This window comes from Stenotrophomonas sp. STEN014, assembly GCF_056760315.1.
This window is the reverse complement of record NZ_JBRREN010000003.1, coordinates 153,944-169,545: the sequence shown is the minus strand read 5'-3', so window position 1 is coordinate 169,545 and position 15,602 is coordinate 153,944. Positions and strand designations below refer to the sequence as shown.

The window sequence follows — 15,602 nt, the reverse complement described above, 5'->3', positions numbered from 1 at the left end:
GGAAATTCAGCGGATGGATGACTATGCGAGCTGCCTGCATTGGCAGGCGAATCACCATGCCGCAGCGGCAGAGCTCAACCGCCGATGTCGCCAGTGAAAGCGATCCAAGCGAATGGCCTTGGAGTCCAAAGAACCCGATGTATCAGCCAGGCTGGCCATCCATATGGACGATTTCCCACAGGTGGCCATCCAGGTCCTGGAAGCCACGCTGGTACATGAAGCCGTAGTCGCGCGCCGGCATCGGCTCGCGGCCGCCGGCGGCCACGGCCTTGTCCACCAGTGCATCCACCGCCGCGCGACTGGCCGCCGACAGGCAAGTGATCACCTCGGTCTGCTGGCGTGCGTCGCACAGCGGCTTGGGCGTGAAGGTCTGGAAGAACGCCTCCACCAGCAGCATCACGAAGATGCTGTCGCCGACCACCATGCAGGCGGCATTGTCATCGGTGAACTGCGGATTAAACCGGTAGCCCAGCGCACTGAAGAACGCCTTGGACGCCGGCAGATCCCGTACCGGCAGGTTGACGAAGATCTTCTGGGAGACGGCCGTCATCACGGGCCTGCCTCTGTCGGCTTAATGCAGTTGACCATCCACCGCTGGCCGTAACGGTCCACCAGCATGCCCCAGCGCTGCGCCCGGAAGGTTTCGGCCAGCGCCCTGTGTACCTGTCCGCCTGCGGCCAGCGTGGTGAACACTCGCTCGGCCTCCTCGATGCTGTCCACATCGGCGTTGATCGTCGTCGCACCCTGGACGTTGGCCGCCGGGCCGGCGGCGGCCATCAGGATCGCACCACCGGCCTCGACCTGGCCGTGCGCCACCTGCTCCGGGGTGGGAGTGAAGCCGCCACAGCCTTCGGCATCCATCCCGCCATCGTCTGGCACATCGCCATACTTCATCTCCGACACCACCCTGCCGCCCAGTGCGTTGGCGTAGAACGCCATCGCCTCACGGGTGTTGCTGTTGAAACCCAGGTAGGGAATCAGCCTCATGGTATTGGTCCGTTCGCGATGGAGCTGCCTTGGCAGCCTGCGGTGAAAACACACCGACAGACCTTGCACCCTGGCCGGCATGCCCGAGGTGAAGGCCCCAGGAGTCAATCCGCATCCCGGGACCAGGCGCCACCAACCGGGTTAACGGCCTGGATGAGCATCCGCTGATCACAACCCGATCAGCCCCGTCCGGCCCGTGTGCGGAGCAAGCGGCGACGCGCTGCCGGGTTGGCACCGGAGTAACGCCCCGAGAACGGCATCCGGATCGCGCTCCAAACGCCACGGCGGGGTCCTCCCCGACAGTCCCGGCAGACCGGCCGGGGAGGACCGGACCGGACCGAATTTCCGCGCATCCCGTGCCGGTTGCGCTTTCTCAACCGTAATGAAAATCACAGAATCGAAGGGATCTTCCGATAAAAAAATCATGTAACAACATGAAAAATTTGGAAAAAAAATCCCACCCCCAAAAAAAATACTCGGAAGTGGTTAAATTTTCGGCTCAACAGGAATAGGTTTTGTTCACTTGCCATTTAGGTTCGACGGGGACCCCGGCAAGTACCAACACTATTTTCTGGAGAGAGAGAAGATGGTCAAACGCAAGACGATCCAGCGCGCCACGCTGAGTGCTGCATTGAGCCTGTGCCTTGCCGGGGGAGCCTACGCACAGAGCACCACCGGCAACATCTACGGCACGATTCCCGCCGCCTCCGCAGGAGACACCACGGTCCAGGTCACCAACGACAGCGGCTTCAGCCGTACGGTGACGGTCGACGCCAACGGCCGCTACAACATCAGCGCACTGCCGGTGGGCAACTACAAAATCACCGCCCAGCGCAATGGCCAGGTCATCGGCACGCGCGAGGTGAAGGTGATCGTCGGCGCCGGTACCAATGCCTCCTTCGCCAGCGGCGGTGATGCCTCCACCCTGGAGACCGTCAACGTCACGGCGACCGCGGCGGCCGCCATCGACCTCACCGCCGTCGACACGCGTACCGTGTTCACCGCCGAACAACTCGAGCGCCTGCCGATCAACCGTTCGGCCGAAGCGATCGCCTTGCTCGCTCCCGGCGCGGTGGCCGGTGCCGGCGGCTACTCGGCACTGGCCGGACTGGTGTCCTTCGGTGGCGCGGGCGTTTCGGAAAACGCCTATTACATCAATGGCTTCTTCACCGGCGAACCGCTTTCCAATCTCGGTGGCTCGGGCCTGCCGTTCCTCGCCATCGCCCAGCAGGAGACCTATACCGGCGGTTACAGCGCCAAATACGGCCGCTCCGACGGTGGCGTGATCAACCAGATCGGCCAGCGCGGCACCAACACCTGGGAGTTCGGCGGCGAAATCACCTGGGCGCCAAAGGATCTGCGCGATGACCGCAAGGACCTGTACCTGCCCAACCTCGACCTTCCCGACGGCTATGAGTACGAAGATCCGGATGCCGCCGGCTCGCTGTACAGCCGTGGCAAGGGCGGCGACTCCAGCCGGACCACCTACGCGGCGTATGTGGGCGGACCGATCGTGCAGGACCGGCTGTTCTTCTTCGCCGCCGCCGAACTGGAAAAGCGCGATACCGTCATCAATCCCAATTCGCTGGCAACGCCGCGTACCGAGCACGGCAAGGACGACGACCACAACCTGTATGCCAAGCTGGACTGGAGCATCAGCGACAACCACATGCTGGCTGCCACCTGGCTCAAGAGCAAGGACGACTACAGCGGCAGCTACTACGCCTATGACATGGACACCGGCGTCGAAGGCGAAAAGCTGGGAGTGGTGCCGACGCCGGTCATCAAGAAGAACGACTACCGCATCCTGAACTACACCGGCTACCTGCGCGACGACCTTACCCTGAGCGCCACCTACGGCAGCAACGAGTACACCAACCAGCAGATCAACCCGGGCATCCTGCCAGGTATTCCCTACGTGGTCGGTGCCACCAACCAGGACCCGGCCATCACCGGCGGCACGCCGATTCCCAACCGCCAGGGCGGTTACCAGAGCCGCGATGGCAGGAACAAGACACGGGGCCTGCGCGCGGACCTGGAATGGGTGGTCGGCGACCACACCCTCAGCGTGGGTCTGGACAACATCAAGTTCGAAGCCACCAATGAAGGTACCGCGCAGGTGGCCGACTACTGGCAGTACGCCCGTACCAGCAATCCGGCCGGCAATATCTCCTCGGCCCTGGGCGTGGGTGCGCCCGGTGGCAACGGCTACTACGTGCGCCAGCTGAAGTATTTCAACAACACCGACATGTCACTGGACCAGAAGGCCTGGTATCTGGAGGACCGCTGGCAGGTCACCGACAACCTGCTGCTGTCGCTGGGCCTGCGCAATGACGAGTTCACCAACAAGAACGACGCCGGCGCGGTGTACATGGATGCGAAGAACCAGTGGGCCCCGCGTCTGGGCGCCAGCTGGGACGTGTTCGGTGACGCCACGCTGAAGGTGTTCGGCAACGCCGGCCGCTACTTCCTGGCGATGCCCAACAACGTGGCCATCCGTGGCGCCTCGGCTTCGACCTTCACCTATGAGTACTTCACCTACACCGGCATCAACGCCGATGGTCTGCCCACCGGCCTGACCGCGGTACCGGGCGTGAACGGTGCGCCGCCACCGGGACCGGTTTCCTCCAACGGCGAGTATGGCGATCCGGTGGATGTGCTGGCCTTCGCGCCGAAGGACCTGAAGAACATGTACCAGGACGAGTACATCCTGGGCTTCGAGAAGCAGATCAGCGAGCGCTGGGTCGCCGGCGCCAAGTTCACCTACCGTGACCTGAAGTCCTCCATCGACGACGTCTGTGACCCGTACACGATGCTCGACCATATCGGTGCGGTGGACTACAACGCGCAGGGTTCGGGCTACAACGCCGAGCTGGCCGACGGGCGCAACGTGTTCGTGAACTACTGCTACATGTTCAACCCCGGTGGCAGCAACACCTTCAGCCTGGCCTACCTGGATGGCGCCGGGAATCCGACCGGTGAACGCACCGACGTGGTCATGAGCAGCAAGGACTGGGGCTTCAGCGAAGGCGTCAAACGCACCTACAAGGCGATCGACGTGTTCATCGAGCATCCGTTCGATGGCACCTGGGAAGGCCGTGCGACCTATACCTACTCCAAGAGCCAGGGCAACAACGAAGGCCAGGTGAAGTCGGAGTTCGGCCAGACCAACATCTCCAAGACCCAGGATTGGGACGCCTGGCAGATCATGCAATTCGCCGACGGCTATCTCGCCAACGACCGGCGCCACTCGATGAAGCTGTACGGCAGCTACGCCTTCACCCCGGAATGGTCGGTGGCGGCCAACCTGCGGGTGCAGTCGGGTACGCCGATTAGCTGCTTGGGCTTCTACAACCCCGACGGCACGATCGACGAGAATTCCACCGAGGCCGATCCGATCGGCTATGGCCCGAGCTATCACACCTGCTTCGGCCAGATCGCCAAGCCCGGCTCCAAGCGCACGCCGTGGACCAAGGGCCTGGATATGAGCGTGACCTACCGTCCCGCGTTCCTGGATGAGCGGCTGGCGCTGAGCCTGCAGGTGTTCAACGTGCTCAACGACCAGAAGCCGATCCAGGTCGATGTCACCTCGGAAACCGACGTGGGCTACACGGTCTCCAACACCTACCTGTTGCCGATCGCCCGCCAGGCCCCGCGTTACATGATGCTCTCGGCGTCCTACCGCTTCTGATCAGGCAAGCAGCACGGACAAGTGAACACAGCGGCACCTTCGACCCCGGCGCACTGCCGGGGTCTTTTTTTGCCCGCAGGTCGATCCAGGACGCGGACACCGCCGTGCCCATGGGCGGGCTCATGAATCTGTGAGCCGCAGCGGCAGCTCGCGTCCCTCCCGCGCCTGGTTGCCGCTGTAGTCGCTGGCGCTGATGCGGATCGTGTAGTCGCCAGGCGGCAGCTCGGCGGGTTGCCACAGGCCGCTGGCCAGTTCGCCATCGCGCACGGTGTTGGTCAGCACGTAGCGGAAACGGGTGCTGGCGCTGCCGTGCACGGTGATGCCGCTGTCGGCGGCGTAGGCCACCTTGACCGCCTCGCGCTGCGGTGGCATGCGGTTGAATTCGATGTTCATCCGCGGCTGTTCGTAGCCCGGCAACGGCCGGCCGGCGGCATCCAGGATCTGGTAGCCCAGTGCATACAGGCCGAGGCGGCGGCGCGGCAGGTTTTGGTCGACCTGGTCCCAGGCCTCCACCACCAGCTGCAGGCCGCCCCCCTCACGGGCGACCCGCAGCCGCCCATCCACCATGTCGCGCAGACGCCGGTCGTTGGCGTCGAGCAGGGCGATGTCATCGATCCTCGGTGCGACCCGGTCGGCGTAGTTGGCAAAGCCCAGCCGCACCGCGTTGCGCTCGTAGCCCGAGGGCCCCACCGCCAGATGCACGTGGGCCTGGCTGTTGATGCTGCCCAGCGCGTCGCCAGGCTGGAAACGGGTGCCGCGGCGCACCCGCACGCGCTCCAGGCGGCCGTTGTCGTCGTTGACCAGCTGGAAGCGGGCGGCATCGAGCGGGCGGTTGGCGGCGTCGCGGCCGACCTTCATATGGAGGTAGTCCAGCGTGTCCAGCGAGAAGCCTTCGGCCTGCCCGCCCAGCGTCCAGGTCGCCGCCGGGCTGCTGACCTTGCCGGCGGCGATGGCCAGCACGGTCTGGCCGACATCGCCGCGCACGTCGAAACCACTGTGCAGATGGTGACGGCTCTCGCCGCTGAAATTCCCGCGCACCTCGCCGAGCGTGCCGGTCACCTCGTGCCAGCCGGTCTGCGGCGCCAGCGGCCAGCGGCCCTGGTTGGCCGGCAACGGATTGTCCGGCGATGGCCCCAGCAGCGGTACTTGCGCCGCTGTACCCGGTAGTTGCCGCTGCAGGTGATGCAGGCGGTAGCCATCGGCATCGGCCAGCAGAAGGCTGCCATCGGGCGCCAGCGCCAGCCCGGCCGGGCGCGCAAAGCGGTGCGTCTCATTGCCGGCCACGGCGACCACATGGCCGTGCGGCGAGACCTGCACCACCCGTCCACTCGACCGCTCGCCGACATAGGCCACCCCGTCATGGGTCACAGCCAGGGTCATCGGCCCCCACAGCACACGCTCGCCATCACCGCCGCCCACGCGCGTTGTGACCTTCCCGTCCGCGGTGACGCTGCGCAGCGCGTTGTTCTGCAGATCGGCGACCCACAGGCTGCCATCGGGCGCCAGCGCCAGGTCGGTCGGGGTGTCGAACCGCGCCTGCGCGCCTGCGCCATCCATCCAGCCGGGCCGGTCACCACCGGCCAGCGTGCTGACCTGGCCGTCAGGACCGATGACGCGGATGCGGTCGTTCCAGGTGTCGGCGACATAGATGCGGCCGTCGGTGCCGACCGCCACACCCATCGGCCCGTTGAACCGCGCCTGCCGGCCCGTGCCATCGGCAAAGCCGGGCGTGCCGTTGCCGGCCAGCGTGCTGACCTCGCCCTGCGGGGTGACCTTGCGGATGGCGTGGTTGCCGGTGTCGGCCACGTACAGATTGCCGTGCCGGTCCAGCGCGATACCCGAAGGCGTGTGGAACGCGGCCGCCACGCCCCGGCCATCGGCGAAGCCTTCGCTACTGCCGGCCAGCAGCCGGAAGCGGCCATCCAGCCAGCGGTAGAGGATGCGGTTGTTGTCGCCGGCATCGGCCACGAACACCACTCCGCCGCCGATCGCCACTCCCCAGGGATCACTGAAACGGGTCTGCGCCGCGCTGCCGGTGTTCTCCCCGGCCAGACCGTCACCGCCCAGCAGATCGATCCGCGCCTGCCAGCCCAGCGGGGTCGCGGCCGGGCCGACCGGCTCCGGCGCACGCGGCGCCCACAGGAAGGTGGCCGCCAACGCGGCGCCGGTGACGGCAGCGACTGCAACTGCCCAATGCTTGCGATCCATGTACACCCAACCCGTTGCGGACCGGGCACGATAGACGCTCACGCCTGGCGGCGGAACCGCCAGATGGCCTGCCTGCCGGAGACGCCGATGCAGCTGCACCTGGAGCACGACCCGATCCGCCTGCGGCCGGGGCATGGCGAGGACGTCTGTCTGCCGCTGTCGCTGACGGCACTGCTGGCCGACGGCCTGCAGCGTTTCCCACCGTCGGAGGCGGCGCTGGAACGGGCTATCGCCCGCACCGAGGATGCGCTGATGCCGCAGATCCCGGCCCTGCGCGCGCATCCACCTCTGCAACTGGACTGCGCCGACGCGGTGCTGGCGCCGTTGACCGGGCTGCTGGTCCTGCCGGCGCAGGCGCGGCCCGTGCTGCAGATCGAACAGGTCGAACACGCCTTCAATCTGCTTGCCCGGGTGGCGGCCGGCATGCCGGCCAGATCCGTGGGATTGCCGGAACAGCCCGGCTTCGTCGCCGCACTGGTCGTGGTACGCGAGCTGATGCACCACGTCGGCTGGCGGCAGCTGCGCCTGGGCGATCCGGCACACGACTGACAGTCGGCGGGCCGTCGGGCAGTCGGCGGCTACAGCGCCGGCCGCTCGGGCGCCGTGCCCAGCGCCTGGCGATACTTGCTGTACAGCGCCAGCACCTTGTCCACGTAGTGCCGGGTTTCGGCATAGGGCGGCACCCCGCCGTAGCGGCTGACCACACCGGTACCGGCGTTGTACGCCGCCGCCGCCAGGGTGCGATCGCCGTTGTAGCGCTGCAGCAGGGCCTTCATGTAGCGCGCGCCGCCGGCGATGGACTGGGCCGGCGACAGTGGATCGGTCACCCCGTACGCGGCCGCGGTTTCCGGCATCAGCTGCATCACGCCCTGCGCGCCCTTGGGCGATACCGCGGTCTCATCGAACGCGCTTTCGGCGTGGGCCACCGCGCGCAGCCAGGCATCGTCCACCCCGGTGCTACGGGCGGCGGCGCGGAACTGGCGTGCGTGCCGGTCCAGCTGCGGCCGGCCCACCCGGCCCAGACCTTCATGTGCCGGCTCGCCCGGCGGGGTCGCCACGGTGAACCGCAGGTACGGCCGCGAGCCCGGCAGGTTGCGGGTGGAATAGACCAGCACCCCGTCCTGCTCGCGCTCGTACAGGGTGCCGCTGAACACGCCCAGGTTGCCCCACAGGTTGGGCGTCTGCACCGCGTCGTCGGCCAAGGTCATGGCTTTGCAGGTGGAACCGGGCTCCGGCGCGGTGGCCAGGCTCACCGTACCTTTCTGCACACAGCGATATACCGTGCGGGCCTGCGCCGGCGCGCACAGCAGATACAGCAGTACAGCCAGGACGACCGCACGCAACATCGGGATCGGCATCTTTCACTGGAGAAGGCGATGCTGGACCCGGTTTTGCGAACCTGCGGTGATGAAACCGGCCGGCGCCGCCGCGACAATGAACCGTCCCTCTCCCGGAACCCGCCATGGACCCGTCCCCCGCCCCGCTGCTGACGTTCGTGAATCCGCAGTTCCACCGTGGCCGCAACCTCAGCGTCCGTCGCGGCAGCCGCTGGCATGGTGTGCCGCTGGCACGGCTGCAGCGCGCGCCCGGGCTGGCGGAAATCACCGTGCCGCTGACCACCGGGCTGCGCCACTTCAACACGCTCACCGCCGCTGACCTGGCCGATGAGCACGACCCCAGCTGCCGCACACCGGAGGGGTTGCTGGCGGTGCTGCAGCAGATCTACCCCGGCTTCCAGGCCGATGAGACGGTGACGCTGGTGCACTTCCAGATGGACTGAACGGACAATGGCGCCGCGCAGGACGCGACGCCGTTGCCGTTGTACCGCCTGCGATCAGTTCGCGGTGGCCGCGCGCAGATGCGTACCGACCGGTGCGGAGAAGGTGCGACCGTCAGTGACATCCCAGTTGATCGACCAGGTCATCACCCCGCGGAACGTCGGGTACGGCTGCGCCGGTGCGACCTCGTCACACTGGCTGGCAGTGGTCAGGCAATCGAAAGCGCGGGTGATGTCGGCCGGGGTGGCATAGCCGTTGCCGGCCGCGCGCAGGCCCGAGGGCACCGCCAGCGCCACCTGGTCGGCACGCAGGCCGTCGAAGCGGCCCTTGCCACCGGCCAGCTCGAAGCCTTCGATCAGCATCTTCGCCGAACCCACCAGCATGTCCACGCTGCCGCCGGGATACTTCTCGGCGCGGTACGGGGTCGGCAGGCCGCCGTTGTTGTAGAGCTGCACGTGCAGCAGGTCCAGCTCGTCGCGCAGGCCGTCGATCAGCGGCAGGTAGGCGCCCCAGATGCCGTCCATCGACACGAAGCCGCCCTGCACATACGGGTGCTCCGGCGCCATCGACACGTACAGGTTCGGGTACATGGCGTGCAGGCGCTTCACCGCCGAGACCAGGTGCGGCACCACGGGTGCGCCATGGGTGACGCCGGCGATCTTCTCCAGATCGATGTCGATGCCGTCAAAGCCGAACGTGTTGATCGCCTCGGCGGTGGTGGCCACGAAGTTGTCCTCGTCGCGCCGGGTGTTCAGGGTCACCGTACCCAGCTCGCCGCCAAAGGACAGCACCACGATCTTGCCCTGTGCGCGCTTGGCGGCGATATCGGTGATCAGCTGCTCGCGATCCAGCGCCGGATCGGGGGTGAAGGCCACCTTGCCCTCGCCCTTGTCCTGGGCGAACGCCAGCACGATCACGTCCCAGCTGTCATCGACCTGGCCCAGCGGCAGCACGCCGATGCCATTGTCGAAGTTGTGCAGATAGCCGATCAGCGCATGCTTGGGCAGCGGATGGCTGTTACCCGGGGCAACGCCGGCCTGCGAAACCGGCGCTGCGGGTGCAGCCGCCGCCGGCACGCTGGCCGTCTCGGGCTGCGCCTGGCAACCAAGGGTGGAAACCAGCGCCAGGGCGCAGGCGAGCAGACTGATCGACTTCATCGCAATCCGGAAGATGTGAAGGAAGCCCGATTCTAGGCCCAGCCGACCCGGTTAAAACCATTCAAAAACATCAACTTATAAAAGTTGTCCGGGTTTGGCCTGCCATGTCTTGGCAGTGGCTCCAGCAGTGTCTGGACCTGCCCGGCATTGGCCTTGCCCCGCCTGCCGGCCGGCGCGAAATGTCCGCCGCTCAAGTGCACATTTTCATGCGCCGCTCGGCGTCCCACAGCGCACGCCGCGCCTGGTCGTAGGCGTTGTCGGCGGCGCTGGGCAAGCTGTGTTCGGCTTCCACCGGATCGGCGCCGTGGCTGTAGCGGTACTCCACCCGCTGCAACGCCTCCAGCTGGGCCAGCGCCGGGGCCAGCCAGTGGCTGCGCAGCGCCGGGCTGCAACGCGGATAGCGCTGCTCCAGATCACCCAGCGCCGCACGGATACGGCGGCTGGCCTCCCCTTTCAGATCGGGGGCTTTCTCGTAGCGGATCGGCGCAGCCTTCCAGGCATCGCCGGTGGCCTCGCTGCCCAGGTCCGAGGGGCGTTCGTGCCGCGCCGGGTTGAAGGCGATATCCGGCGGCCGCCGCGCCTCAGCCGCCTGGATGTCTTCACCATAGATAAGGCTCTCCGAGCGTTTCTGCCGTGTTCCGGCACGCCTGCCCGAAAACAGGTTGGCCGTTGCACGCTCGCCTACGCCCGTGGCCAGTTCATCGCGATGCTCGAAGACACGCTCGGCAGCACTCTGCTGTTTTGCCTCACCCACGGTATCCGGTGCGAGCACCGCCTGGCCGTCGCTTCCATACAGCGACGGCGACGAACGCGGCGCGCTTGCCGGGACTGGCGCCGCGGCAGGAACAGGGGCGGGCACGGTATCAACCGCGACGGTCGCAGGCGGCGGCGACTGGCGCGATGCCATCGTGTGTGGCGACGGGGTGTCGGGCAATGCCGTGTCTGTCACCGGCCGTGCCGGCAGCAGCCAGCGCAACTGGATACGCGTCTCCGGACGCGATTCGCGCACCGGCGGCCACTGCCACAGCAATCGCAGCAGCAGCGCAGACACCGCGACCGCCGCCAGGATGGCCACGGCATGGGTCCACAACGGTTCTGGCGAGCGGACTGGGCGCATGCGACTCCATGGGACAAGGGCCACAGGGCGGTCAGCGGCCCTGTCGCGGCGTATTGGCAGCAGCAACAGACCGGCAAAACCGCAGCGAGTTCCAATATCGGCGCCGGCAGGGGCATGATCGGGTTATCGCGCCGGATCGCCAGCACCGGCCTTCGTTGTCGCCGTATCGAGGAGTCGTGCCGTGAATACCGTTGCATCGCAGAATCTGGATGAAAGCGCCGCCAAACAGCTGTTCTTCGGCCAGATCGCCGAGGACGTGCTGTTTCCCTATCCGCAGATCCGCGAGCGCGACCGGGAAATGCTCGGGGCGATGACCGAGGCCATCGACCAGTTTCTGGCCGACAAGAGCGCCGCGCTCAAACAGTACGACCGCGATGCCGAGCAGCCGGAGGAGTTCATCCAGGCCTTGCGCGAGATGGGTCTGTTCGGCCTGATCATTCCCGAGGAACACGGCGGACTGGAGCTGTCCAACGGCGCCTATGCGCGCGTGCTGGGCCAGACCAGCAGCCACGACAGCTCGGTGTCGCTGACCATCGGCGCGCACAGCTCGATCGGCATGAAGGGCCTGCTGCTGTTCGGCAACGACGAACAGAAACAACGTTATCTGCCGCAGCTGGCCAGCGGCGAGATGATCGCCGCGTTCTGCCTGACCGAATCCGGCGCCGGCTCCGACGCCGCGGCGATCCGCACCAGGGCCAGCCGCAACGCCGATGGCAGCTGGACCCTCAACGGCGAGAAGATCTGGATCACCAACGGCGGCATCGCCGGCTTCTACACCGTGTTCGCGCGCACCGACACGCCCGAAGGCAAGGTCACCGCGTTCATCGTCGAGGCCGGCTGGGAAGGCGTGAGCCACGGCCCGCACGAGGACAAGATGGGCATCCGCGCCTCCTCGACCACCACCGTCGCCTTCACTGACGTGCGCGTGCCGGCCGCCAACGTGCTCGGCCCGGTCGGCAAGGGCTTCAAGGTGGCGATGAACATCCTCAACAGCGGCCGCACCGGACTGGGCGGCGGCGCGGTCGGCGGCATGCGCGCGCTGATCCGGCTGGCCAGCGCGCAGGCCAACGAGCGCCGCCAGTTCGGCCAGACCATCGGCGAGTTCGGGCTGGTACGCGAGAAGATCGCGCAGATGACGGTGGACTGTTTTGCCGCCGAAAGCGCGGTGTGGATGGTCGCACACCTGATCGACAGCGGCCGCAGCGACTATTCGGTGGAAGCGGCGATGAGCAAGGTGTTTGCCAGCGAGGCGGTGCAGCGCGCCTGCTACGAGGCATTGCAGATCGCCGCCGGCAACGGCTTCATGCGCGAGTTCCCGTACGAGCAGATGACCCGCGACACCCGCATCCTGTCGATCTTCGAGGGCACCAACGAGATCCTGCGGCTGTATGTGGCGCTGTCCGGGCTCAAGGGCGTGGGTGCGACCCTGAGTGAACTGCAGAGCGCGGTCGGCGGCATCTTCAACGATCCGATCAAGGGTTTCGGCGTGCTCGGCGACTACGCCGGGCGCCGCGTGCGCGAAGCCACCGGCTATGGCACCGACCGCATCGCTCATCCGCTGGCGCCGGAGCTGCGCAAGCTGGCGGCGCTGTGCGAGAAGTACACGGTCGAACTGTCCAAGGTCTCGGACCGGCTGCTGCGCAAGCACGGCAAGCACGTCGCCGGACAGCAGCACGCGCAGAAGCGCATCGCCGATATCGCCATCGATGTGTTCGTCGGGTTGTGCGTGCTCTCGCGCGCCGACAGCCTGGTCAAGCAGTCACACCCGGCCGCCGGAGAAGCGGTCACCATCGCCGGGCTGTTCGCCCGCCAGGCACGCCGCCGTCTGGCCCGCAACGTGCGCGGGCTGGAGCGCAACGAGGACGCGCAGGTCGAGCAACTGGCCGCTTCGGTACTGGAACGCGGCAACTACGCTTTCGACGTGCTCTGAGAGGAATCAAAAGCGCGGGCCGCTCCCGGCGACGGTCGGCGGTGACGGGGGAGACACGCCGGTTCAGATGCGCTGCGCGTTCAAGGCCTTCTCGATGTCATCCAAAGGGATGTTGGTCCAGTCCTTGACGATCTCGGCATGCAGCCGCGCCTGTACCTCCTTGTGCAGCTGTGGCCGGATCTCACCCAGCGACACCGCATCGGCCACCAGCACCAGCCGCTCGAAGTGGTGTGCCAGCGCCTGCCGGTTCAACCAGTCGGCAAGCAGCTTCACAAACGCGGCCTCACCGGTGTCGTTTTCTTTGGGCTGCAGGCCCGAAGGGCCGACATTTTCCGTATCCAGCGTGGGGGTCGGATCCTGATGCAGCTTGAGTTGGGTTTCGGTCCCCACATTGCGCAGCACGCGTACGCTGCGGCCATTGGCCACCACAACCCAGGTACCTTGAGGAATCAGCGACATCTCATCACCTTGCAGACTTGGGGCAGGAACCGCAGCCTAACGGGGCCGATGTGAGGCTCCTGTCCCGGCCCCTGACCACCCGGCGCGGCACGCCGTTTAGGCCGGCACCGGGCGCTTCCCGTACACTGGCAGCCCTCGCCGCCGTCATTCGACTGTCCGACGGGTCCGGCGCGAGCCGCCCGTTTCCGCTGCCCTTGCACGCCACGGCACTTCCTCCCGTCTCGGCAATGGACCGGCACATGATCAAGACCGATATCACCCCCACGCTCGAACACACCGCGTTCGATTTTTTCTACGCGTTCGCCCGCTTCGAGTTCTGCATGAAGGAAGCCGGCTACCTTAAGTCGGACAAGCCCGGCAAGAAGGCCGAGCCGAACTGGGACAAGTTCGTGCGCAGCAACCGCACCCGCTACACCTTGTCACCCGATGCGCTGGCGCTGCTGGAAGCCGGCCCGCAGCAGCAGATCAGTACCTCGCACGGCAAGCTGGCCTGGCGCGAGATCGAGTTCGATGAGAACGAATTCGAACTGCAGGCGTTGGCGATCCTGCTGCGCGCGGCACGCAACAATGTCTTCCACGGCGGCAAGCGCGGCAACAGCGGCTGGGACGACGTGAACCGCACGATGCGGATCCTCACCCACGGCAAGACCGTGCTGGATGAACTGGCGCAGTTCGCCAAATTCGTCGAGTACAACCGCGGCTGAGCGCACGGCCGGGGTGAACCGGGCGCACCGGCTCAGCTGCCGGAGACGCCATCCTCGGCCCACGCCCCTTCCCTGCGCACACGCCGCATCAGCCCGCGGCTGTGGCGGTCCATGCCGTGCACCCGTACTGTGGCGCCGTGATGGCGCAGCCGCGTGACCACCTTGTCCAGCGCCGCCACCGCGGTGATGTCCCACAGCCGCGCACCATCCAGGTCGATCACCACCCGGGTACCGGGCAAGGTCCGTGGATCGAACGCGTCGATGAACGGATCGGCCGAGGCGAAGAACACCTGGCCAGTGACCCGGTAGGTGCGCACACCGTCGGTGTCCTCGATGCGGATATCCAGCAGATGCGCCACTTTCAGCGCGAAGAACACGCCACTGAGCAGCACGCCCACGCCCACACCGGCGGCCAGGTTGTGGGTGCCCAGGGTGACCGCCACCGTCGCCAGCATCACCACCCCGGACAGGCGCGGGTGCCGTCTCAACGCACCGAAGCTGCGCCAGTCGAAGGTGGAGACGCTGACCATCACCATGATCGCGACCAGAGCGATCACCGGCACCTGCGCCATCCAGGGTTTGAGCAGCACCATCAGCATCAGCAGGAACACGCCGGAAAACAGGGTGGACAGGCGGCCGCGACCGCCGTATTTCACGTTGCCCACGGTCTGCCCGATCATGCCGCAGCCGGCAATGCCGCCGAACAGGCTGCTGGCGATATTGGCCGCACCCAGGCCGATGCTTTCACGGTGCTTCGGGCTCGGGGTGTCGGTCAACTCATCCACCACCCGCGCGGTCATCAATGACTCCAGCAGTCCCACCATCGCGATCGCCAGCGCCGGCATCGCGATGATCCGCAGCGTCTGCAGGTCCCACGGCACCTCGGGCAGCCCGAGCCACTGTGGCAGCGCGCCCGGCAGCTTGCCCAGATCGGCCACCGTGCTCACCGGCAGTTGCAGCAGCACCGCCAGCAGGCTCAGCACCACGATGCAGATCAGCGGCGAGGGAATCACCCGGAGGCCAGGCAGCGGCAGGTATGGCAGCCCGTAGATGATCGCCAAGCCCAGCCCCAGCAGCGCCCAGGTCGCCGCATTGGCCGCCTCCAGATGCGGCAGCTGCGCGGCGAAGATCAGGATGGCCAGTGCGTTGACGAAGCCGGTGCGCACCGAGCTGCTGACAAAGCGCATCAGCACATCCAGTCGCAACGCGCCGAACAGCACCTGCACCGCGCCGGCCAGCAGTCCGGCGGCGAACAGATAGGGCAGCCCATGCGCGGACACCAGCGGCGCGGCCACCAGTGCCACTGAACCGGCCGCGGCGGTGATCATCGCCGGGCGCCCGCCAAACACCGCGATCACGATGCTGAGCACGAACGAGGCGAACAGCCCCACCTGCGGGTCCACGCCGGCCACGAAGGAGAACGCGATGACCTCGGGAATCAGCGCGAACGTGGCGACCGCGCCGGCCAGCAGCTCGCGCAGCGGATGGGCACGCCACTGCGCCAGTTCGGATCGGAGAAAGGACATGGATTGGGCAGCCTGGAACAGCGGACGCGCGTAACCGACGGCGCG

13 protein-coding genes are annotated in these 15,602 nt (G+C 66.8%); 5 read left to right on the top strand and 8 right to left on the bottom strand.

What is annotated here, in order from left to right; genetic code table 11:
• Positions 1-142: 142 nt before the first annotated feature.
• The gene (locus ACVOMC_RS05760; RefSeq protein ID WP_481523181.1) at positions 143-550 is read right to left on the bottom strand and encodes a VOC family protein; all 408 of its coding nucleotides are present in this window, start codon (positions 548-550) and stop codon (positions 143-145) included.
• Positions 550-987: a VOC family protein gene (locus ACVOMC_RS05755; protein ID WP_481523180.1), complete on the bottom strand. Its 438-nt coding sequence runs from the start codon at positions 985-987 to the stop codon at positions 550-552. Before ACVOMC_RS05755 ends, ACVOMC_RS05760 begins: the two co-directional genes overlap by 1 nt.
• 586 nt (positions 988-1,573) lie before the next feature.
• Here ACVOMC_RS05755 and ACVOMC_RS05750 point away from each other — a divergent pair.
• Positions 1,574-4,678, top strand: a complete 3,105-nt coding sequence (locus ACVOMC_RS05750; protein WP_481523179.1) for a TonB-dependent receptor — start codon at positions 1,574-1,576, stop codon at positions 4,676-4,678.
• Positions 4,679-4,798: 120 nt separating this feature from the next.
• On the opposite strand, the gene ACVOMC_RS05745 is transcribed toward ACVOMC_RS05750, so the two are convergent.
• Positions 4,799-6,886 carry an NHL repeat-containing protein gene (locus tag ACVOMC_RS05745; protein ID WP_481523178.1) on the bottom strand — a complete coding sequence of 696 codons (2,088 nt, stop codon included), beginning with the start codon at positions 6,884-6,886 and terminating at the stop codon, positions 4,799-4,801.
• A gap of 63 nt (positions 6,887-6,949) precedes the next feature.
• Here ACVOMC_RS05745 and ACVOMC_RS05740 point away from each other — a divergent pair, with 63 nt between their 5' ends.
• Entirely contained in the window at positions 6,950-7,435 is a 486-nt protein-coding gene (locus ACVOMC_RS05740) for a hypothetical protein (protein WP_481523177.1), read from the top strand.
• 29 nt (positions 7,436-7,464) lie between these two features.
• Here the strand turns inward: ACVOMC_RS05740 and ACVOMC_RS05735 are convergent, their stop codons facing one another.
• A complete protein-coding gene (locus ACVOMC_RS05735; RefSeq protein WP_481523176.1) occupies positions 7,465-8,232 on the bottom strand; it encodes a lytic transglycosylase domain-containing protein in 768 nt (255 codons plus the stop codon).
• 116 nt (positions 8,233-8,348) lie between these two features.
• Between ACVOMC_RS05735 and ACVOMC_RS05730 the strand changes: the two genes are divergently transcribed.
• On the top strand, positions 8,349-8,666 hold the full coding sequence (locus ACVOMC_RS05730; protein WP_481523175.1) for an ASCH domain-containing protein: 318 nt from the start codon (positions 8,349-8,351) through the stop codon (positions 8,664-8,666).
• A 54-nt stretch (positions 8,667-8,720) separates the two neighbouring features.
• Here the strand turns inward: ACVOMC_RS05730 and ACVOMC_RS05725 are convergent, their stop codons facing one another.
• Together ACVOMC_RS05725 and ACVOMC_RS05720 are read right to left on the bottom strand one after the other, a co-directional pair.
• Positions 8,721-9,821, bottom strand: coding sequence for a chitinase (locus ACVOMC_RS05725; protein ID WP_481523174.1), 1,101 nt, complete (start codon positions 9,819-9,821; stop codon positions 8,721-8,723).
• A 190-nt stretch (positions 9,822-10,011) separates the two neighbouring features.
• The gene (locus tag ACVOMC_RS05720; RefSeq protein WP_481523173.1) at positions 10,012-10,938 is read right to left on the bottom strand and encodes a hypothetical protein; all 927 of its coding nucleotides are present in this window, start codon (positions 10,936-10,938) and stop codon (positions 10,012-10,014) included.
• 181 nt (positions 10,939-11,119) lie between these two features.
• Here ACVOMC_RS05720 and ACVOMC_RS05715 point away from each other — a divergent pair, with 181 nt between their 5' ends.
• Positions 11,120-12,868 (top strand): acyl-CoA dehydrogenase family protein, encoded by a 1,749-nt coding sequence (locus ACVOMC_RS05715; protein ID WP_481523172.1) that lies wholly within the window; start codon positions 11,120-11,122, stop codon positions 12,866-12,868.
• 63 nt (positions 12,869-12,931) lie between these two features.
• Here ACVOMC_RS05715 and ACVOMC_RS05710 read toward each other — a convergent pair whose 3' ends face one another.
• Entirely contained in the window at positions 12,932-13,327 is a 396-nt protein-coding gene (locus ACVOMC_RS05710; protein ID WP_054659069.1) for a host attachment family protein, read from the bottom strand.
• A 239-nt stretch (positions 13,328-13,566) separates the two neighbouring features.
• On the opposite strand from ACVOMC_RS05710, the gene ACVOMC_RS05705 reads away from it, so the two are divergent.
• Entirely contained in the window at positions 13,567-14,031 is a 465-nt protein-coding gene (locus tag ACVOMC_RS05705; protein WP_481523171.1) for a hypothetical protein, read from the top strand.
• Positions 14,032-14,063: 32 nt separating this feature from the next.
• Here ACVOMC_RS05705 and ACVOMC_RS05700 read toward each other — a convergent pair whose 3' ends face one another.
• A complete protein-coding gene (locus ACVOMC_RS05700; protein ID WP_481523170.1) occupies positions 14,064-15,557 on the bottom strand; it encodes a SulP family inorganic anion transporter in 1,494 nt (497 codons plus the stop codon).
• Between the last annotated feature and the right edge of the window lie 45 nt (positions 15,558-15,602).